At 70.1% G+C, this 19395-nt stretch carries 18 protein-coding genes; 5 read left to right on the forward strand and 13 right to left on the reverse strand.

Features of this window, described 5'->3' with window-relative positions; all coding sequences use genetic code 11:
* Positions 1-857 precede the first annotated feature (857 nt).
* From ACGF1Z_RS34840 to ACGF1Z_RS34875, 8 genes are all read right to left on the reverse strand, one after another.
* A complete protein-coding gene (locus tag ACGF1Z_RS34840; protein WP_393010543.1) occupies positions 858-1031 on the reverse strand; it encodes a CsbD family protein in 174 nt (57 codons plus the stop codon).
* Between the two features lie 253 nt (positions 1032-1284).
* Positions 1285-1566 carry a DUF3027 domain-containing protein gene (locus ACGF1Z_RS34845; RefSeq protein ID WP_393010545.1) on the reverse strand — a complete coding sequence of 94 codons (282 nt, stop codon included), beginning with the start codon at positions 1564-1566 and terminating at the stop codon, positions 1285-1287.
* Positions 1567-2720: 1154 nt separating this feature from the next.
* Positions 2721-3101 carry an STAS domain-containing protein gene (locus ACGF1Z_RS34850; protein WP_393010547.1) on the reverse strand — a complete coding sequence of 127 codons (381 nt, stop codon included), beginning with the start codon at positions 3099-3101 and terminating at the stop codon, positions 2721-2723.
* Positions 3102-3854: 753 nt separating this feature from the next.
* On the reverse strand, positions 3855-5066 hold the full coding sequence (locus ACGF1Z_RS34855) for a PP2C family protein-serine/threonine phosphatase (protein WP_393010549.1): 1212 nt from the start codon (positions 5064-5066) through the stop codon (positions 3855-3857).
* A 254-nt stretch (positions 5067-5320) separates the two neighbouring features.
* Positions 5321-5608 (reverse strand): RICIN domain-containing protein, encoded by a 288-nt coding sequence (locus ACGF1Z_RS34860; RefSeq protein ID WP_393010551.1) that lies wholly within the window; start codon positions 5606-5608, stop codon positions 5321-5323.
* A complete protein-coding gene (locus tag ACGF1Z_RS34865; protein WP_393010553.1) occupies positions 5590-6069 on the reverse strand; it encodes an RICIN domain-containing protein in 480 nt (159 codons plus the stop codon). Before ACGF1Z_RS34865 ends, ACGF1Z_RS34860 begins: the two co-directional genes overlap by 19 nt.
* Positions 6070-6986: 917 nt before the next feature.
* Complete coding sequence (locus ACGF1Z_RS34870) at positions 6987-7742, reverse strand: class I SAM-dependent methyltransferase (protein ID WP_393010555.1); 756 nt, start codon at positions 7740-7742, stop codon at positions 6987-6989.
* A 623-nt stretch (positions 7743-8365) separates the two neighbouring features.
* Positions 8366-9169: a DUF1254 domain-containing protein gene (locus ACGF1Z_RS34875; RefSeq protein WP_393010556.1), complete on the reverse strand. Its 804-nt coding sequence runs from the start codon at positions 9167-9169 to the stop codon at positions 8366-8368.
* On the opposite strand from ACGF1Z_RS34875, the gene ACGF1Z_RS34880 reads away from it, so the two are divergent.
* The gene (locus tag ACGF1Z_RS34880; protein ID WP_393010619.1) at positions 9138-9356 is read left to right on the forward strand and encodes a hypothetical protein; all 219 of its coding nucleotides are present in this window, start codon (positions 9138-9140) and stop codon (positions 9354-9356) included. The genes ACGF1Z_RS34875 and ACGF1Z_RS34880 overlap by 32 nt on opposite strands.
* Positions 9357-9415: 59 nt before the next feature.
* Here the strand turns inward: ACGF1Z_RS34880 and ACGF1Z_RS34885 are convergent, their stop codons facing one another.
* Positions 9416-11377, reverse strand: a complete 1962-nt coding sequence (locus ACGF1Z_RS34885; protein ID WP_393010558.1) for an acyl-CoA dehydrogenase — start codon at positions 11375-11377, stop codon at positions 9416-9418.
* A gap of 693 nt (positions 11378-12070) precedes the next feature.
* Between ACGF1Z_RS34885 and tap the strand changes: the two genes are divergently transcribed.
* Together tap and tpg are read left to right on the forward strand one after the other, a co-directional pair.
* Positions 12071-14365 carry a telomere-associated protein Tap gene (gene tap / locus ACGF1Z_RS34890; protein WP_393010560.1) on the forward strand — a complete coding sequence of 765 codons (2295 nt, stop codon included), beginning with the start codon at positions 12071-12073 and terminating at the stop codon, positions 14363-14365.
* A 12-nt stretch (positions 14366-14377) separates the two neighbouring features.
* Positions 14378-14935, forward strand: a complete 558-nt coding sequence (gene tpg / locus ACGF1Z_RS34895) for a telomere-protecting terminal protein Tpg (RefSeq protein ID WP_393010562.1) — start codon at positions 14378-14380, stop codon at positions 14933-14935.
* Between the two features lie 230 nt (positions 14936-15165).
* On the opposite strand, the gene ACGF1Z_RS34900 is transcribed toward tpg, so the two are convergent.
* Positions 15166-15597 carry a VOC family protein gene (locus tag ACGF1Z_RS34900; protein ID WP_393010564.1) on the reverse strand — a complete coding sequence of 144 codons (432 nt, stop codon included), beginning with the start codon at positions 15595-15597 and terminating at the stop codon, positions 15166-15168.
* Positions 15598-15792: 195 nt separating this feature from the next.
* The gene (locus tag ACGF1Z_RS34905; RefSeq protein WP_393010566.1) at positions 15793-16197 is read right to left on the reverse strand and encodes a hypothetical protein; all 405 of its coding nucleotides are present in this window, start codon (positions 16195-16197) and stop codon (positions 15793-15795) included.
* Between the two features lie 202 nt (positions 16198-16399).
* On the opposite strand from ACGF1Z_RS34905, the gene ACGF1Z_RS34910 reads away from it, so the two are divergent.
* Positions 16400-16621 carry a hypothetical protein gene (locus ACGF1Z_RS34910; protein WP_393010568.1) on the forward strand — a complete coding sequence of 74 codons (222 nt, stop codon included), beginning with the start codon at positions 16400-16402 and terminating at the stop codon, positions 16619-16621.
* Positions 16622-17030: 409 nt separating this feature from the next.
* Positions 17031-17246, forward strand: a complete 216-nt coding sequence (locus tag ACGF1Z_RS34915) for a hypothetical protein (RefSeq protein ID WP_393010570.1) — start codon at positions 17031-17033, stop codon at positions 17244-17246.
* A 150-nt stretch (positions 17247-17396) separates the two neighbouring features.
* Here the strand turns inward: ACGF1Z_RS34915 and ACGF1Z_RS34920 are convergent, their stop codons facing one another.
* Together ACGF1Z_RS34920 and ACGF1Z_RS34925 are read right to left on the reverse strand one after the other, a co-directional pair.
* Positions 17397-17975, reverse strand: a complete 579-nt coding sequence (locus tag ACGF1Z_RS34920; protein ID WP_393010572.1) for a hypothetical protein — start codon at positions 17973-17975, stop codon at positions 17397-17399.
* Between the two features lie 839 nt (positions 17976-18814).
* Positions 18815-19141: an SCO0607 family lipoprotein gene (locus ACGF1Z_RS34925; RefSeq protein WP_393010615.1), complete on the reverse strand. Its 327-nt coding sequence runs from the start codon at positions 19139-19141 to the stop codon at positions 18815-18817.
* Between the last annotated feature and the right edge of the window lie 254 nt (positions 19142-19395).

Raw genomic sequence — 19395 nt, forward strand, 5'->3', positions numbered from 1 at the left:
TCTGCCGGATGCGGGGATTCCTCTTCGCGCCTGGATTCATCGCTCGGCCCCATGTGGCACCTCTCTTCCGCCGGGCGAGCACCATCATGTGCTCTAGGACGTTCCTTCGCTGCTCGGAACCCCCGATCGGACCAACCGAGCTGCGGGGGAGGGGGCTGAGGATGCGGCCGGGCGCGTCCGGTCCCAGGGTGGAGACCGGTCCCGTACGAAGAGGGGCGGGCCGCGCCGACAGCGGCGACCCTGGTGCTACGCATACGCACGAAACAGTCCTGTCGGTGAGAGCAGACGAACAAGAACTGCCCAGCCTCCCGGCCGGTGCTCCCGCACGTCTCCTTGCCGATTGCTGAAGCGTTCCTCTCTCGCCCTGTCAGCTCAGTGGCGGCCGGCATGGCTTCCTCGACGATGCCCACGGCCGTCATCCCTCCAGGACCAAGGCGTTACGACCCGAGCAGGGCGTACTTGTGCCATCCGGTGCCCCGGGCTCCTTCACGAAGAAGCCCGGGGCGCCGGGGGCGGCTGCGGCCGGCGAAACGGCGGCCGCCGGGGAACCGGCTGGATATGAAGGCAGTAGATCGTGAACGGCACTATCCGGCCTCGCAGTTCATAGATCCCGACCGACGGACGCAGCCCCGGGGCTCGGCGGCTGCATGCAGCCGCCGGCATGAGACCGGGCACAGTTCGCGCAGCATGGCCGGGATCGCGTCGGCGTCGGCGAACGTCAGCTCCTTCCCTCTCCCTGGAAAGCCGGGATCTGCGGCTCACGGACGCGGGGCAAGGACGGTGCAGGGGTGGATCCGGCATGCCACCAGGCCCCGACCGGGGGAGTGGTCGGGGCCTGGTGGCGGGGGTGGGGCGGTTCAGTGGCGGAAGGTGTCCTTGATGTCTTCCTTGGCGTGGCGGGCGTTGCCCTTGGCCTGGTCGGCGCGGCCTTCGGCGGTCATGCGTTCGTTGCCGACGGCGCGGCCGACGGTCTCCTTGGCCTTGCCCTTGGCCTGCTCGGCGTGGGCCTTGCTCTTCTCCGTGCCCGACATGGGGACCTCCTCGTGAAGTAACCGGATTGGTCTTGAACCCCTCCTGCTCACCGAATCCCTCCCTAAACACGGCGGTGACAGAGCGCAGTGACGCTTCCGTTGCCTGTCGAAGCCTTGGACACGATCCGGAAGAGACGGTCGTGGAGGGGGCCATCGTCTCTGGGGGAGGCACGGAACGAGACTTCCGGGGCAAGGTGCGCGGGCTGCTGAACTGTCCGCGAAGCCTTTGCGCGACGTCGGGCCCGGCAAGCCTTCAGCCGAACGTGCCGTCGGTCCGGGCGAGGAAGCCTTCGCAGCCGTCGTGCTCGAAACGCACATGCCCGTCGAACGGCGAGCCGGCGCGGGTGCACGCTCCGCAGTCCCGGCCCCACTCGCCGCTCAATGCGATCCAGAACGCGCATCCGCCGCACTGCTCCTCGAACCACTCATCCCGATAGCCGGGGTCCCCGGTCGCACGGTTGAGCAGTCCCGACCAGCGTTCGTGAACACCGTCGTCGCCACCCTTGCCGTCTGCCCGCAGCCCACCCGGTGCCATCCGCTCCGTCCTCCTGTCAATGCGCAGGGCCGATCCGCAAGGAGACGACGCCGGGACCAAAGATTCTGGCGAGCCGTAGGACATCGGCCTCAGCGTCTCGCTGGCGCCACCCGCACACACCAACGCGCTCGCGCCCAGGCCTCGGCGACGATGGCGCCGCCCGCGGCAGCCGACCCAGCCTCGGGCACCGACCGCGCCGGCCGCGGAGCGGTGGCAGCCGGGCCCGCAGGGAGATGATCACGGCCCCGCATCCGGGCCGGCGCAGTGGACCGGCCCGCACCCACCACAAGTGCGGGCCGGTCTCCACCATGCCGAGCCTCGCGGACGGGGGAGGCCGCGGGCCCAGCGTGAGCGGTCCCATGCGCTCCCCGTCCGCGTGCCCCCGAATCCGACCGCCATGCCCACCACATCCGTGCGGGGATGGGGCGTGTGTCGGGGGGCGGGCGCCGACAGCGCCGCCGTTTGCGGACACCGTGAGAGGTTCGGGGTGTGCGGCATGGCCGGTTCGGGTGACCGGCCCGCACACACCACATATGCGGGCCGGTCGTCCACCCGGTCGGGCCCCGCGGAAGGGGGAAGCCGCGGGCCCGGTGAGCGGCCCCATCCGCTCGGGGCCCTTGTGCCCCCAGGCCGGGCCGCCATGCACATGTTTCGCACCGGAAAATCCAGGTTTGGCTCAGGGAATCTCGGGCAGACGGGCGGGAGCGTCGCCGTCTGCGGACTTCCCCGAGTCGTGGGCGGCGACGGGCCGGCGTGCCGCCTGCGGTCCTCCCCTTCCCGCAGGCGGCGCCGTCCGTGGTGGCGGTGCTGAGTCCAGTGGTCGGCTGCGGGCCCGCATCTGGGCAGGCACCCGCTCGGTCAGCAGTCCTGGACGACGTGGCGGGGACGGGCGGCAGGCTCCGGCCGGGGTCGGCGGGCTGGCGACGGAGGCGAGGCGACGACGGTGAGCAGCGATCGAGGCCTTGCCCGAGGCGGCGGCCGACGTACGCTCCGTTGAGGCTGTCGGCGCCGTGACGCACGAGCCTTCTTCACAGAGAGGTTTCTGGCCGCCGTCGGCTCTGCCCCGGCCCGCGGTGTCTGGGACGCGATCACCCGCCTCGACCCCACCGGCCGCGCCCGCTACGTGGTCACCGACGTAAGCCGGGAAGGAGCCCTCACCGGCCGGAAGGCCGAGTGAGGTTCAAGGGGCCGGAGTGCGACACGGTGCGGGGATGGGGGGCGCGCTCGCCGGGAGGTAACAGGATGGCGTCCGCGCCGGTCAGGGTAAGGACCCGCATCGGCTCTTGCTGGATGCCGGTGAGAACGAGGGGGCTGCCGTGTTCGGCGAGTCGGCGGTGGAGGATGAGCAGGAAGTTCAGTCCGGAGGAGTCCATGAAGGTCACCGCGGACATGTCCAGGCACAGCGCTGCGCCTGCGGGCGGGGTCACTCGGGTGGCTGCGTCGAGGGCGTCCCGGGACGAGAGGTCGATTTCCCCGGACAGGATGAGGGTGACGGTGTGGGGGGTTTCGCGGGTGGTGAAGGTGAGATCGCTCATGGTTCGCCCCTTTTCTTACGGGGTCGAGCCCAAGTGCACCCCGGCAGCGGGGTGCCAGGCGCGTGACGTGGGGTCACGCACAGACCAGCAAGACCACCCGAACCGCGTCCCGGCCCTCCGCGGAGAGCCTGCGCGGGCGGTTCGGGGTCTCCTACCAGACCAGGCTGGTGTCCTCCCAGGCTCCCACAGGCGCGTGCCGTGGAACAGCCCCGCCCGTGCCGACCGCCGGCAGCCGTCAGCGCGTGTTCCTGTGTAGCAGGGAGTTGGCGGGGGCTTCGATGCGGAAGTCGGTACGGAGGTGACAGGCGTCACCGCACCGCAAGTGCGTTGACGGGGTGGCCCGAGCCGCAGTGCCAGAGGTGGGGGCGGCCGGCAGCCGGTCCGTTGGTGGCGATGTCAGAGAGCGCCCGCTGGAGCCGCCGGATCGCGTTTTCGGCCTCTTCGCGCTGCTCCGGGCGCGGCACGACAGCGCCGAAGGTGGGACCTTCATCGGCAGGCAGGGCGCGCCAGTGCAGGACGGGCGTGAACGCGGTTCGAGCCCCGGCGGCCCTTCGGTGGTAGGGCGCGGACAGTGCCGCCTCGGCTGCTCGCACCGTTCCGCCTCCGACGGGGCATCGCGTCGTCCTCCAGCACACCCCTGCCCAAGCACACCCCTGCGACTGTCTCCCAGCCCAGGCGGACGGCCTCCGTGATCGCGCGGGAGCACGGAGGCCGGTGAGAGAGCGACCCGCCCGGCGTAGGGCGGGGTCGGCGTCAGTCCTGGTGGGGGTGCCATTCGGCGAGGATGATGGTGGCGTCGTCGCGGAGCCTGTGGTCCTGGTGCTGGAGGAGTTCTTGGACCAGACGACGGAGCGCTTCGGGCGCGGGGTCGCCGGCGGCGGTCGCGCGAATCACGGTGTCGGCCAGCCGTTGCTCACCGAAGAGGTCGCCGACGGCAGACCGCGCCTCGATGACACCGTCGCTGTAGATCAGCACCCGGTCGCCTGGCTCGAGCTGCACGCGATGCACGGTAGGCGGTGCCCCGGTGTGAAACCCCCAGCCGAGCGGCAATTCGGCCTGCCGCTCCAACATGCCGTGCCGCACACGGCCCCCGCGGATCAGCAGCGGGGGCGGATGCGCGCAGTTGACCCACGTCAGCGTTCCGTCCTCGGTATCGAGATGGGCAATGACTGCTGTCATCAGCCGGTCGGTGAACCACTCGTTCAAGATGGCATCGATCGCCGAGATGATGTCCGTCAGCGAACCGCCCGCGCGCCGGGTGGCACGACACGCGGCCAGCCCTGCCGCGCTCGCACCCCCCGAAGCGAGGTCGTGGCCCATCGCGTCCAGCAAGGTCAGATGCAGCGTCCCGTCGACGAAGCTGTGGTCGAACGCGTCCCCGCCGATGTCATAAGCCGGCTCCAGCACCGCGGACGACGTCACCCGCGACGTACCGATGGTCCGCGGAGGCAGAAACGCCCACACCAACTCGGCCTGCACCGTCATCGCCCTGCGCCGTTCCAACTCGACCAGTACATCGTTGTGCGTGGATTTCGACACCAGCAGCAGCGCCACCACCCCGGCCAGCGACTCACACCGGCCCACCAGTTCGTCGTCGAAGCGCTCGGCCGTCGCCTTCAGGACACCGAGCCGTTCGACACCGTCGACCATCGTCACCCACAGCGTGCCGCCGTCCGCCGACCGCTGAGTCCGCTCCGCTCGGTAGGCGAGTCCCGCAAGCGAGCCGTCGACATCGAGCGCGGGGTCCGCAGGCGCCAAGGGCTGCGGAAGCGCCACCAGGGAGACCTGCTGCAGATCCGCCACGTACACCGCGGTGGCCGACAAGCCCAGCAGCCGACCCGACTCGAAAACGAGCTCCGCCAGGTCCCGGCCGGACACCAGATGCGCCCGGGCGACCAGGGCTGACAGCACCCTCTCGTGCGGTTCCACCATCAAGACCCTTCGCCGGCTGTCGATCACGGCCACTGCTGCCGAGGGTATGCGCCGACCACGCCACAACCGCCTGCGGCACGCGACGACAGCCACCTCCGGACGGCGAGCGCTTGTGGAGACGACCAGCCCGCCGCTCATGCCGAGGTGCTCATTCGGATGAAGGCGGCAGCTGTGCGGCCAGGGCGGAGGTGCGGTCGTGGGGCGCCTCGTGCCTGTCCGGCGCGGAAGGCTGTCCATCCGTGGGAAATGGCGGGCCTCGGGCGGCTGCCCGGCGCCCCGCCCAGGGCTCACGCTGCCGTGATGGAGAAGTACTGGCTGGGCTGGTCGGTGCACGTCCAAAGCCGCGCGGGGGCGCCGTTCCGGGTGCGCCAGCCGGCCACCTCAAGACACTTCCCGGAGTGCTTCACCTGGAGCGTCACGGTGCCCACGTAAATGACGGAGGGCGTGGCTGCCGCCTGGGCCCGAGCAGACGAGACGGCGGCTCGGGGGAGCGAGGGAGCCGGCAAGGAGGGGTGCGGGGTGAGGGCGTGGACCGCCCCACCCCGCCGCGGCCTCGTCAGTAGACGAGGCCCCATGCCTGGGCGGTGTTGAACTCCGGGTTGCAGGTCCACAGGGTCAGCCAGGTTCCGATGTCGGAGGAGTTCCCCTTGTTCGTGATGCACTTGCCACCGAATTTGGTCCACGTCCGGCCGGAGTTGCCGACGAACACCTGCGGGCTGCTGTCGCTCCAGTCGCAGGTCCACAGGGTGAGGACCGTGCCATTGGTGGCGGAGGCGTTGCCGCGTGGGGTCAGGCACTTCCCGCTGACGTCGTGCACGATGTGCTGGTTGAGCCAGTGCCAGTTCTGCAGGTTGCTGCCCGTGCACGACCAGACGGTGATGACGGCCCCGTTGGCGGTGCTGTTGCCCTCGGGAGTGGCGCAGCTGCCCAGGCTGTAGAGCCGGTTGCCGGCGGCGTTGGCCGTGCCGGTCGACAGGACACTGACGCCGAGCACGGTGAACAGTGCGATGAGTAGGGCGGACGCCTTGCGTATCATCTCAGGCCACGCAGCGTTCCTGTGCAACGGGTGCAGCTCAGCCGAGGCCCGCATCGCCTCCCGTGGGAGATGCCCGGCCTGCTCGTGACGCCCGTGTCCTCACCGGGTGTGAACGACGATTGTGTCCACGCACGGGCCATCGGCGTAGAGGACAGGGGCGCCGGCCTCTCCTGGGAACGCGCGTGCCACGAAGCCGGTGCCGGTCTTTCCCTGCACTGATTCATTCCGGGATCGTGGTGCCAGGTTCCCGTGCCGTTGCAGGGATACGTCTGCTCGTCCAAGTCGTACGTCACCAGCTTGACGGCTGCTGCCCGCCCGTCGCTCGTCAGCGTGAGCGTGCCGCCCTCTTCGGCGGCCCAGGTACCCGCGAGGGCTGGCGGGGTCAGCTTGGCCGGCAAGTCCGCCCTGGCGACCAAACTGGTCCACGAGCTCGTCGAGGCCGCCGGCGCGAAGCTCGTCGCGGCGGCCCCGAGGACACCCTCGAACCGCGTCACTGTGGACGGACCGGCCGCCGCGGGCGAGGGGGAGAGGGAACTGGGTTTTTCGATGCCGGTGTCACACGGAACCCGAATTCCGCACCTGTACGAGATACATGGCGGGAGCAAGCCCGCCCCACCGTGCAGGAGCGCCCTACGGCCGTAGACAACCTCGAACAGCACCTCGACCGGACCGGCGAGGCCCTCTCAGGGGCGCCCTCCGCATCAGCTAGGAGTCGTCCGGCCGTTCGTTGCTAACGGCCTGCGCGGCTCTACGGCTCGCAGATGACGATCAGCCGAAGGTGACCGACGCCGTGTCCACTGCCCGTACTTCGACGACGGGGTCTCGAAGCGAATCCGCCGGGTGGATCACCCGCTTGAGCCATCGGCCGAACCGCCGCCCACGAGGACACGTCCACCTCCGCGGCCTCCCGCGTGTGGTCAGGCCTTGCGTGCCTCGACGAGGGTTCTGGAGGAGTGGGCGACGAAGGGGCCCTCATCCTGGATCTTCTCGTGCAGCTCGTGCAGGCGGCCGCGGTACTGCTCGACCGTGAAACCGGGCACCGTCCAGATCACCTTGCGCAGGAAGTAGATCACGGCGCCGACGTCGAAGAACTCCGTCCTCAGCCGCTCCGTGCGCACATCGACGATCTCCAGGCCGGCGGCCTTCGCCGCGGCGGTCTCGTCGTCAGGGTGCCGTTTCCGGCGTGCCTCGGGCTGCGGCCCCAGGAAGTACTCCACCAGCTCCCACATGCTGGCAGGCCCCACGTGCTGGGCGAAGTACGTCCCTCCCGGCCGCAACACCCGCGCGATCTCCGACCACCACACCGTCGCGGGATGCCGACTGGTCACCAGGTCGAACGCCTCATCGGCGAACGGCAACGGCGGCTCGTCCGGGTCGGCCACGACCACCGCCCCGCGCGGGTGCAGCAGCCTGGTTGCCTTGGCCACGTTCGGCGCCCAGGACTCGGTCGCGGCCATGGTGGGCGGCAGCTTCTCCGCCCCGGCCAGAACCTCTCCGCCACCGGTCTGAATGTCGAGGGCCGCCGACACCACCGCGAGCCGCCGACTCATCGCCTGCTGATAGGCCCACGACGGGCGCTCCTCGGTTGCCCTGCCATCCAGCCAGGAGAAGTCCCAGCCTTCCACGGAAGCCGACTCGGCTTCGGCGACAAGTTCTTCAAAAGTACGTGACATACGTAAAATATTGCGCGCTGACCCACTCAAACGCGCGTGCTGACCCGCCCAAACGTCCCCGCACTCCGCTGTGGGCCCTGCCGACGCTGAGCGGGAAGAAACCCGGGCCCGTTGAGCGCCCAGCGCCCGCCCCGGGAACAGTCTGCCGGGCAACCGGTTTGCCCACGGTGTACGCAGGCTTGCCCAGGCCGGTGCGCCCAGGGCTTGCCCCGGGGGCGGGAGGCTCGCGCGGTGGCGAGAGTCCGGATCGGACGGCTTGCCCACAGCTGAGAGATTCGGCCGGACGGGAGCGATCGCAGGCGACGGGCCCTGGGGCTGACCAGTGGAAGACGTAACAATCGCTGATGCCTTGACCAGGGCCGGCCTCGCCCTTGTGTCGCTCCGTCGGCCGCGTGGTGCGTGCTGAGGCCGCACGGCGGTCCGGCGATGCGGGCGGGGGCGTCGGGGTGCGGGCCGGTTTCCCCCTGGCTCGTGGTGCGGGCCGGTTTCCCTTGGCCCGGGGTGCAAGCCGGATTCGCCTGGCTGAGGGTTCGGCCGCAGGGGTGGTGTGTTCCGGACGGGCGCAGGGACGGCCAGCGGAGTGCCCCGTGCACGATGGTGCTGCTCGCTGTGTGCGCCGGTCGTTAATGCGCCCTGTTCACTGGTTCCAGGGTGGCGTTCTCCGTGGCCCGGAGACTGTGCGAGGCGGTCGGGGTGTAGACATCGTCGGTGTTCTGCTCGAAATAGCCGTCGCTGTTGTACACGCTGATCGACCAGAACCCGTCGACCGGCACCTCGCCCACGGTGAGCCGGTAGACGGTGTCGCCGTCGTTCTGGTCAGGGGTCACGTTGAGGTAGGTGGCGTCCTTGTCGGGGTTGCCGCCCCACGCGCTCGCGCTGGCGATCAGGTGGCGGACCGGATCGACTTGCCCGGGCGCGCCGAATGCGTGCGCGAGGTCAGGAAGTCCCTCGCTGAGAATGACCAGAGCGTCCCGGATCCGCTTCTGGGAAGCCTGGTCCCAGGCAGGCAGGTCGAGGCTTCCGGGCCCTCCGGGCTGGTCGATGCGCATGGAGTCCTGAAGCGCGTGGGCGGCCGCAATGTCGCCGGCGATGCCGGGGTTGACCATCGTGCGAGTGCCGACCATCACGTAGCGGGTCCCGACCTGCTCGCGCGTGACGCGGTACGACCCGCCTCCGTACTCGACGCCGGCGATGTGGTGGACCTCGTTGATCAGGATCATCGACAGGAACCGGTCCCCGGGGTCGGGCAGCCTGATGGTCGCCGGGCCCGCGTCCAGGTCGAGCACGGAATCGGAGTACAGGGTGTCGCGGTTGGCGCGAACGACGCTCAGGTGGTCGATCGGCTCAGGCCTGCCCCGATCGCCGCATCCGCCAGACGCCGATCCCAGCCAGGTCGTGCCTGCGAAACCGGGCGACGGTCCCGACATCCACGACACCGACTACACGGCCACTGCGGAGCTGACAGCCATCTGGATCAGGGAGGACTTTCACGACCCGATGAACCAGGCGCCGCCCGGTTCGGTGGCCTCGATCCCCTCGCCGCCTCCGAACCGCCTCCGAACCGCCTCCGAACTTCTCATCGAACTCACCTCCACGGTGGAGAAGCCGCAGTGACCGCGCCACCGTGAGGTCTCAGGGAACCCGCTGACTCCATAGAGTGCCGTCAGGAGGCCTTAGCCGAGCAGGTCCGGCGCCCGCAGCATCTCGGGCGGGATGCCCCAGGCGTCGACCAGGTCGACGGCCAGGGGCCGAACCTTGCGGCAGAGGTCGTTCACTTCTCGGCTGATCGCCTTGGAACGCTGGACGGTCAGCTGACCGTGTTCCATGAACCAGGCCCGGTCCGCCTCGATCGTCGACAGCGCGAACAGGTCGCAGAGCAACCCCAGCGCGCGCTTGTTGCCGTCGTCGGGCAGGGATCGGAGGGCGTCGACGAACGCTTCCAGCACCAGTCGCTCGACGTGCGCATGGGCGAGCGCGATCACATGGTCCTGCACGTACGAGAAGACGGCGCCGGGATCACCGTCCCGGTCGATGCCGCGCTTGAGCCGGCGGGCCAGCCCGGCGAGCATGTGCTCCTCGCGATAGCGCAGCATGGCCAGGTGGTACTCCGAGTCGAGCAGCCCGGCCTCGCGGTTCCCTTCGTCACCGCCGGGCAGCAGGTCGCGGACGCGTTCCAGGAGCTTGTGGACGGACGCCTTCTCGATGAGGGTCTCGACGGCGAGGCCGGTGACGTAGCGGACCACGCCAAGCTGGTCCAGGTCCTCGAACTCACTGGCGTGATCGGTGAGCAGGCCCTTCGCCACGAGCTGGAGCAGCACGTGGTTGTCGCCCTCGAAGGTGGTGAAGACGTCGCTGTCGGCCTTGAGCGCGGCGAAGCGGTTCACCGCCAGATAGCCGGCGCCCCCGCACGCCTCGCGGCACTCCTGCACCGTACGGGTGGCGTGCCAGGTGCCGAGTGCCTTGATGCCGGCGGCCCGCGACTCCAGCCGCCGCCGTGCCTGCGGGTCGTCCTCGTGGCCGGAGAAGACGTCGTGCAGCTGTTCCCGGACGACGTCCTGCGCGAAATGCAGCGCGTACGTGCGGGCGAGCAGCGGCAGCAACCGGCGCTGGTGCAGTCCGTAGTCCAGGAGGAGCTGTTCCCCGGCGCCCGAGGGAGCCTCGAACTGGCGCCGACGCACGGCGTACTTGACGGCGAGCGTGAGGGCCACCTTGGCAACGTTCACCCCGGCGCCGCCGACACAGACCCGGCCCTGGACGAGCGTTCCGAGCATGGTGAAGAAGCGGCGGTTGGGATTGTCGATGGAGCTGACGTACACGCCCTCGGGCGTGACATCGGCAAAGCGGTTGAGCAGTGCCTCGCGCGGCACCCGGACCCCTTCGAAGCGGATCCGGCCGTTGTCGACGCCGTTGAGACCCATCTTGCGGCCGTCGTCCTCGATCTCGACGCCGGGCAGGACCTTTCCCCCGGACCGGATCGGCACCACCAGCGCGTGCACGCCGCGGGCTTCTTCGCCCACCTGCAGCTGGGCGAAGACGACCGCCAGCTCGGCGTGGCGGGCCGCGTTGCCGATGTAGTCCTTGCGGGCGGCGTCTCCTTCGGTGGTGACGACGAACTCCTGCGCCTCGGCGTCGTACCGGGCCACTGTGCCGAGCGCCTGGACGTTGGAGCCGTGACCGGTCTCGGTCATCGCGAAGCAGCCCATGAGCCGTCCGGCGATGATGTCCGGCAAGTAGGCGTCGTGGTGACGCCCGGTACCCAGGTGCAAGATCGCGCCGCCGAACAGGCCGAACTGCACACCGACCTTGATCAGTACCGACAGATCACCGAAAGCGAGTGTTTCGAAGGCGGCGACAGAGGCGCCGATGTCGTCACCGCCGCCGTACGCTGCCGGGAAGCCCATACCGGTCTGGCCGGTGCCGGCCATCTCGACCACGATGTCACGCACTCGCTCGCGGAACGCGTCTACGCCGAGTAGCTCGGCGTCCTCCAACACGGAGGAGTGAACAGCAAGATTGGTCCGGACGAGGTCGCGGATCCCGGCGTACTTGCCGTCGAGAAGGCCCGCAAGGGCTTCGACGTCGATCACGGGATGCGTATCGTTGCTTGCTACGGCGGAAACGTGGTCGGTGGCCATGGCCCTCCGTTACCCCGCCCGGTGCGGATCAAGCGGCGCCGTTCACGTGATGGCGCGGAGCCTACGGCACCCTCCCTCGCCACGGAGCCGGACCACCCGGACAGGCAAAGCTTGCCCTGAGTCGGTCCGGCAGGACCGATGTCGCTGTACCCGAGCAGACGCAAGGGCCGACACCGAGCTGCCCCGATCGACGGAGACAACCGAACGCCTCCGCCCCTCGCGGCGGCCGAGAGCGGCAGCGGCTTCGTCGACACCCAGCTGCGGCTGCGTGAGGCCACTCGCGGGCTCGGCCCGGAGCGGCCGGAGCGGCTGGCCCGCATCGTTCCGATCCTGCTGCCCGCTGACGCCCAGCGCCTCGGCTCAGAGGCGCGGCCCTCCACGGCCGCGGCCTGTCCCGCAGCACCATCGCCGGCCGGAAGCCGGGCCGGCCGAAGCACCGTCCTGCCCAGCATCCCGGCACAGCGCGGCTGCACCCACAACGAGCGCCACCCAGCTCAAGCCGCCTGCCTGGACCACGGAGCGTCCGGCGAGGGGAAGCCGCGACGGTGGCGGCGGCGACGCCACAGCGGGCACCGCCGCGGACGGCAGCGTGGAGTGCCACGTCGCTCGATCGAGACGATGTACGCCATCTGTACGCTGTTGGTGCGGGAAACGTACGCCCCATGGGTAGGGTGAGTGCTCAGGAGGTGCTCCATGTCCGAGTTGTTCGACGCGGTCGACGCGCTGCTCGCGTCCCGCGCCGCGCTGCCGCCACCGGCCGAGCGCAAGCGGCTTCGTGCCGCGCACGGCCTGACGATCGACGAAGTGGCCACCGCGCTGAGGGTGCGCCGCGCCACGGTGTCCGGCTGGGAGTCCGGCAAGACCGAGCCCCGCCCGCCCGAGCGCGACGCCTACGCGCGACTGCTGGACAAGCTCGCGGAGCTCTACCCCGCCGCCCCAGCCGACATGGCCACCCCCGCGTCCGCTGCCGACGCTGCAGTTCCGGCCACCCCCGCGCCCGCTGCCGACGCTGCGGATCCGGCCACGTTCACCGCCCCGCCCGCCCCGGCGGAAGCGCAGCCCCTGTCCGCAGGGGAGACGTCCGAGGCGGCGTCAGAGGCTGCGGCCATGACTGCAACCGCGAACCCTCAGCCCCCTACCCCCGTTTCCGCTGCTCCGGCCCCCGGTCCGGCGCGCACCAGGCCGTCGTCTTCGCCGCGCCGCCCGGGCGCGAAGAAGGCGGCCCCGGCCGGTATCCCGGCGGCCGGCACCGACCCGCGGTTCGAGAACGGCCCGCTCGCTGTCGTCGACGTGGAGGACGGGAAGGTGCTGGCGTACTGCACCGGCGGCCTCGTCCTGGACGTGCCCGCCAAGAGCATCCCGGCCCTGGTCGACTGGACGCTGCGCGAGGCCAAGCTCGGACAGCCGAAGCTTGCCGGGCCCGGCAAGGACGCCGACCCGCTGATCGTGCTCACCGAGGCCGCCCTGGAGCGCTACGGCCTGCCCGTCACGCTCACTCAGGAGGAGAAGCACGCCGGGCGGATCCCGGAGGGCCACAAGGTCGTCAAGCAGCTCGCACGCGCGGAGTGGAAGCTGACGAAGAGGGGCTTCGGGCCGTGGGCGCGGATCTACCGCCCCGCCACGGGCTCGGAGCGGGCCTGCGTGCAGCTGTGCATTCCGTCCTGGAACGCGCTCGACGCCCGGCACTGGGGTGAGGCCGAGCAGCTCCCGCCGTCGGAGCTCGCCCGCGTCCTGGGCGTGTACGCCTCGCGGGTGATGACGCCGCGCGGTTCCACCGCGGTGACCGGCCTGGAGCTGATGACCGCCCTGCACCCGCCGACCCGCGCCTCCGAGCCGGACGCGACGGGGAAGCGGCACTCCGAGCACAACCCCGGCTCGCTCGGCAAGGACGCCATCGACCCGATGAACTGGCCGCCGTGCGAGGTCCCCGACGGCCACCCCGTCCTCAAGGACGTGCCCCGCTTCCACGTGCGCGGCCCGGCGGAGAAGCTGTTCGAGGAGGCGTACGACTGGGCCCGTCCGATGACCGACGCGGAGTGCACCCTGCGCCACCTGGTCGGCATCGACGTCAACATGGCCTTCGCCGCCGGCGCCAACGGCCTGTCGGTCGGCCTCGGCGAAGCGACGCACCTCACGAACCCCACGTTCGACCCGAAGCTGCCGGGCTCGTGGCTGGTCGACCTCTCGCACGTCGACCTGTCCCGCGTGAAGGCCGGCAAGGAGTGGGTGGAGCTGGACGGCAGCCTGCTGCCGAGCCCGTTCACGCCGAAGGGCGAGGCCCCCGAGGGGCCGGCCTGGTACGCGACACCCACCGTGGCCTACGCGGTGGAGCTCGGCTACGAGGTGAAGCCGGCGGAGGCGTGGGTGCGGCGGGAGAACGGCCGCTACCTGGACGGTTGGTACAACCGGCTGCGCGACGCCTACCTCGCCACGATGGCCGACCTCGGCGTCGTCGCCGACCTGCAGCCGGCCGACTTCCTCGCGGCGATGGACGGCTACAAGGCCCGCGACCCCGAGCTGGCGATCGTCACCGCGGCCATCAAGGCGACGGTGAAGGGCGGCCTGGGGAAGCTGCGCGAGCGGCCCCGGGGCGAGGGCTGGCGGCCCGGCGAGCCGTGGCGTGCCCTGTCGCGCCCGACGTGGCGGCCGGACATCCGGGCGGCGGTCATCTCCCGCACCCGAATCAACCTCCACAGGAAGATCGTCAGGCACGCGGCGTTCACCGGGCAGTACCCGATCGCGATCCTGTCCGACTGCGTCGTCTACGCCTCGAACGGGCCGAGCCCGCTGGACTTCCTGCCCTACCGGGAGGGCAAGCCGCTGCCCGGCGGGTTCAAGCTCGGCATCAACCCCGGCCTGGTCAAGCACGAGGGCACGCAGGACGTCCTGTGGGGCGAGGAGGTCCGCGAGCGGTTCGACGCGCCGGAGCTCAACCTGGCCCGGTACATCAAGGACGGCACCGTCACCGACGCCGACAACGGAGAGTAGGAGACGGCCACGATGAGCCTGTTCGGGGACGGCCTGGAGGCCGCGGTGCAGAAGGCGTTCACGCGTCCGGCGCCGAAGTCGGCCGGCGCGCAGATGCGCTACCTGGTCCGGCAGCTCAAGGGCACCAAGGCGGTCGCCCAGATGCTGCGGATCTCCCAGCGCACCGTCGAGCGGTACGTGAAGAACGAGATCAAGAAGCCCCGCCCGGACCTCGCCTCGCGCCTGGAGCGGGAGGTGAAGAAACGCTGGCAGCCCCAGATCCGGGCAAAGGCCAAGGCCAAGGCGGCCTCCACGGACGGCATCGTCATCGACACCCGCGCCCGCATGGGCTACACCGCGCCGATCGGGTCCACGGACCAGGACCGCATCCGGCACCTGACCGTTGCCCTGCCCCCGCAGTACGCCGCCCGACTCTTCGAGGCCCAGGAACGCGGTGCCGGCGACGCCCAGCTCCAGCAGATCGCGGCCGAAGCGCTGAAGGAGGTGTACTTCCAGGACGGCGGCCGTCGCGCCGGCTCCCTGGAGGAGGTCCGCTTCACGGACATCGAGCACCTCGAGTTCGACCTGTAGCAGCAGAGCTCCGAACAGCCCGCGAACCCGCACGTGCGCCGCCCGGGCCCGCGAACTGCTCGGCCTTGCTCCCCGAAGAGATGATCTTGTCGAATTCGATCAAGTACTACCCTGGCGCCGGACTGCTCGCCCACCAGGAGACGGCATGAGTTCCCTGGTCAGCGAGAACGATCTCCAGCACGAGAGCGACCTGAGGAGACGGCTCCCCGTCTCGCCGTCTTGGCGGCGGATCAGGCGAGGCAGAACTCGTTGCCCTCGATGTCCTGCATCGTGATGCACGACTCGTTGACGCCGTCGGCGCGCTGCGTCAGCACGTGTGTCGCCCCGAGTGCCATCAGCCGTGCGCATTCGGCTTCGAGGGTGGCCAGGCGCTCATCACCCACGAGCCCTGTGCCGACGCGCACATCGAGATGCACCCGGTTCTTGACGATCTTGGCTTCCGGAACACGCTGGAAGAGCAAGCGCGGGCCCGCACCCGAGGGATCGGTGCACGCGAAGTAGACCTCGTCCTCGGGCGGTAGCGAGTGGTGGTACTCCTCCCACGTGGCGAAGCCCTCCGGAACCGCAGGAAGGACGTATCCGAGCACCTCGCACCAGAACGCGGCGAGTGGCGCGGGCTCCGCGCAGTCGAAGGTCACCTGGAACTGCTTGATCGTTGACATCGGCGCACGATAACAGGGCTCTGCCCGTCTCCCCAGGCCGGGAGGTACGCACGTTGCCGGGAGCAGGCGACTGCTACCCGCTGGCTGACGTGCGGTCGCCGGGGCCAACTTGGGTCAGCGCCTCCCCAGGGAGGAGCCTGGGAGGCGATACAGACCAGTTACTGCCCTGCTGCCAAAGAGGAGTCACAGGGGGCCTTAGCCGCAGCAACCGTCCCAGGCGTGCCAGCCGCTCCAGTTGCCATGGGCATCGCGATCATTGGCCCAGAATCCGTTGTCATCGCCGATCACCAGCAGGCTGAACTCTCCACCGTTGATGTAACCCTTCGCCAGTCCGACCGCGCTTCTCGCGCGGCCGCCCATGGACATCCAGCTGCCCCACCGTCCGGACGCATCGGTCCAACGGGTCCACACGGCGCGGTCGGAGCCGACAACGAACTCCTGGCGGACGCTGCCAGGAAGGGTCACCTCCAGAACCGTGTACTCGCAGACGACCTGGAGCCCGGCGCGCTTGCACGTGTCGGCCTGCGCGGGTGCGGCCGATGCTGCGAACAGGCCGGCAAGCAGAGCACCAGTGACGACGGCAGCCTTCGTTCTTCTCATCGTTATCCTCCGAGCGTGTTGTCGCAGCCCCGAGCCACTCGGCCCGGCCTCGCCGCACGGAGACTCGGCAGCCTCCCGCAGACGCGTCGACACTCCCATCCGCCGCTCACGTCGCACTAACGCCTGGATGGCGCATCGCTTTCGTCTCCGGCACGACACCGCTGCACTCCGAGCCGGGCCCGACCGCCGGGCTGCTCGCGCTGTGCGCGGTGAGCTTCCCGAGTGGGCGCTGTCCTGCGTCGCCTCGACCCAACAGCTGCCCGACTTCGACGACGGGATCATCTCCGCCGACGAGCTCGACAAGGAGCTTGCTGACTGGTCAGCGGGGATCTTTCGACTACGGGGCCGGCAGTTCAGCCTCGCCTGGCTTGGCGACGAGGAAGTCGACGCCGCACATGAAGAGCACGGCTGGACAATCGACTGACCACCCTTGCCCTTACCGCGACGGTAGTGGGGACGTTCATCCGTACGCGACCGGGGAGGAAAGTCCGTACGCCGACACCCTGGGCGACCCGGCCTCCCGGGCCTATTGCGACAAGAAGATCGCCCAAGGCGAACACCACAACACCCAAGCCCTGCTCGGCCTCGCCAGGCGCCGGGCTGACGTCCTCTTCGTCATGCCCCGCGACGGCACCTTCTACGAACCCCACCCCGCCCCCACGGGTTGACGAAACCCATAGGGGCACCCCCCCCCGAGGGCTGCGCCTGGGCACGTCGAATCGGTCCCGCCGGAAGGCGAGGCCGCCTCATGCCTCGATAGGGTCGGAATGATGAGTGGGAACTCCCGAGGCCGTTGGCCGAAGAACGATCAGGAACGCGACGTAGAGGACGCCATGTTCCTGATCTTGGAATGGCTGGGCGAGCAGGGCGTGAACGCCCTGATCAGGATGGACGCCGAGAGACTCGCCGACAACGCGCCGCCGTGGACGTTCGCCGCCAGCGGTGGTCCGTTGGCGCATGGGATACGAGCCGACGGGAGGACCCTTCAACAGTGCATCGCCGTTGCTCTGGCCCGCCTGCGCGACTCCGGTTTGTCGGTTCCGTTCTGATGGGGGAGTGCAGCCGGGGGAGCCGGGGGAAGTGCGGCGCCTGGTCCTCACTTGAAGGGAGCGTTCCAACGCTGCGATGTCCGGCAGGTCGCAGGTCCGAGCTGCGACCTGCCGGAGGGCATGCCCTCGCCCCCAACCCCCGTCGTCGCTTCAGCAGTAGGTCATCGGGCAGCCGTGCCGCAGGGAGTACTGCGTGGCCCGTAGGTAGAGCGCCACGTAGAAGGCCGCGTCCCGGTCCTCGGCCCACGGTCCCGGCCGGCTCAGGGCAGTCCGGTCCGCCTCGCCCTGTAGGAACCACTGGCTCAGGGCGAGGTTCTTGCCCTCCGGTATCGCGTCCACAGGCAGTTCGACGGCGCCGGCCAGCCGCTCGGCCAAGGCAAGGGCACGCAGGGCCCCGGCGACCACTGTCTCCTCGCCGGAGTACGCGGTACCGACGGGAAGGACGATGTTCTCCTCCAACGCGAGGGGTATCAGGAGGCTCCAGTCCAGGAGGACCGACAGCTCCGCGTCGGTCAGCAGCGTCCTGCACAACGCCACGAAACCGTCCATGGACGGGCTGACCTTCTCCTCGAACCAGCCCGATGCCCCCTCTGCGCACTGCCTCAGCTCGTAAGGAGGCAGCCCGCGTCGCTTCAGCTCGGTGTTCAGCGCGGCGGCGACGTCCCCGTACCCGTCCTCGCCCGGACGCGACCAGTCCTGCGTGGCCACACTCACCAGATAGACACCCATGATCGCACCGTACCGGCCGCCACTGACAGCGTCCCGGCTCGCGCTCACATCCCCGTCCTGGCGAGGATCGCCGCCCTGCTGCGCGGCTGGTCGAACCCCCTCAACCCCCAGCCGCAGCAGAAGAGATTCGGAATGCACCAGCGGCCCCACGCCTACCGTCCGAGGCCTTCGCGACAGGCCCGAGCCCCACCCAGGACTGCTCATCGCCATCGGCGCCGGGACGGCGGCCCCGCCACACGCGGCGGCCCACCGCGCGGCCGTCGCCACGGCAGGCATGGGGCGGTCCTGTCGGTGCTCAGGGCGCCTGCAGGGGTCGGGCGGGACCGTTCGAGCGCATGCGGCCCGCCCCTCGGAGGTGGGGAAGCTCGTCCTCCGGTCGTGCCGACGATGCCAGGAACGCCGCATGCTCGGTCCAGCGCAGCAGGGCGCCGTCGTCCGCGGCGTGTAGCGCGACCGTCACGGGCTAGGTCCATCGCGTGGCGGCAACATCCGCCCAACGGGGCCGGGTGGGGTGGCGAAGCCCTCACCCCACAGAGAGTGCCGCAGGTGGCCGAAACGACGATCAGTGCGACGCGCACCGTGACGATCAGCCCCGGCGGGACGACCAGCAGCGCGGGAGCATGTCCAGGCCGCCGGGAACGCCGCAGGTCACACCATGCTCCAGCAGCCATGCTCCAGGCCTTCCGCCCCTCTCGACACAAGCGGGCGGTGCCGTTCCGGGGTCCACGGTCCGTGACTGCGGGACAGCGCGCGAGAACCTGACACCGACCCGACCACCCGACGCGGCGACCGCAGCCGCGTCCGGTGACGGACGAGGGCGTCGGACCGGAGCACGTGTGTCAGCCCGCGTCCGGGGCGTCGACGACATGGCCGTCCTTGTCGAGCGTGTGCGTGTCCCAGTACACGTCCCACGTGTCGCCGACCTGCTGGGGCACCTTGCCCTGCGGGTATCGCACGAAGCCGACCGGGGGCTCCTGCCCGTCCGGTACGCAGGCGGATCCGGTGCCGCCCACGGACAGGACGGGATACTCACCACTGCTGCAGATGTCCTCCCGGTACTCGAAGCCGGCGCATCCCGTGAGGGCCATGACTGCGGCCGCGCTCGCGAGAACAGCAGCTACGAGACGGTGCTTCGCGGGACGCGGGGAGTTGGCGGGCAAGGTCATCGGGGGCGTGCGCACGGTGGTCTCCATTTCGCTTGGTCTGGCATCACTCTCACGGACGGAGGGCCGCCGTGACATGCGTACGCGTACTCAGGGGTTGCCGGGCGAATGCTCAGGCGCCGCAGCCCGGGAGGTACGCGGAGCCCTCGCCGCGCGTGAGACGCACCTCTGGTCCCCGGGTGATCCGTGAGGGCCGGTCCGGATCGTCCGCAGTCGATGTCGCGCGTTCCCCGATCGAGTCATGGACCGTCGGGCGG

This window comes from Streptomyces sp. NPDC048018 (assembly GCF_043202995.1).
Lineage (GTDB): Bacteria > Actinomycetota > Actinomycetes > Streptomycetales > Streptomycetaceae > Streptomyces.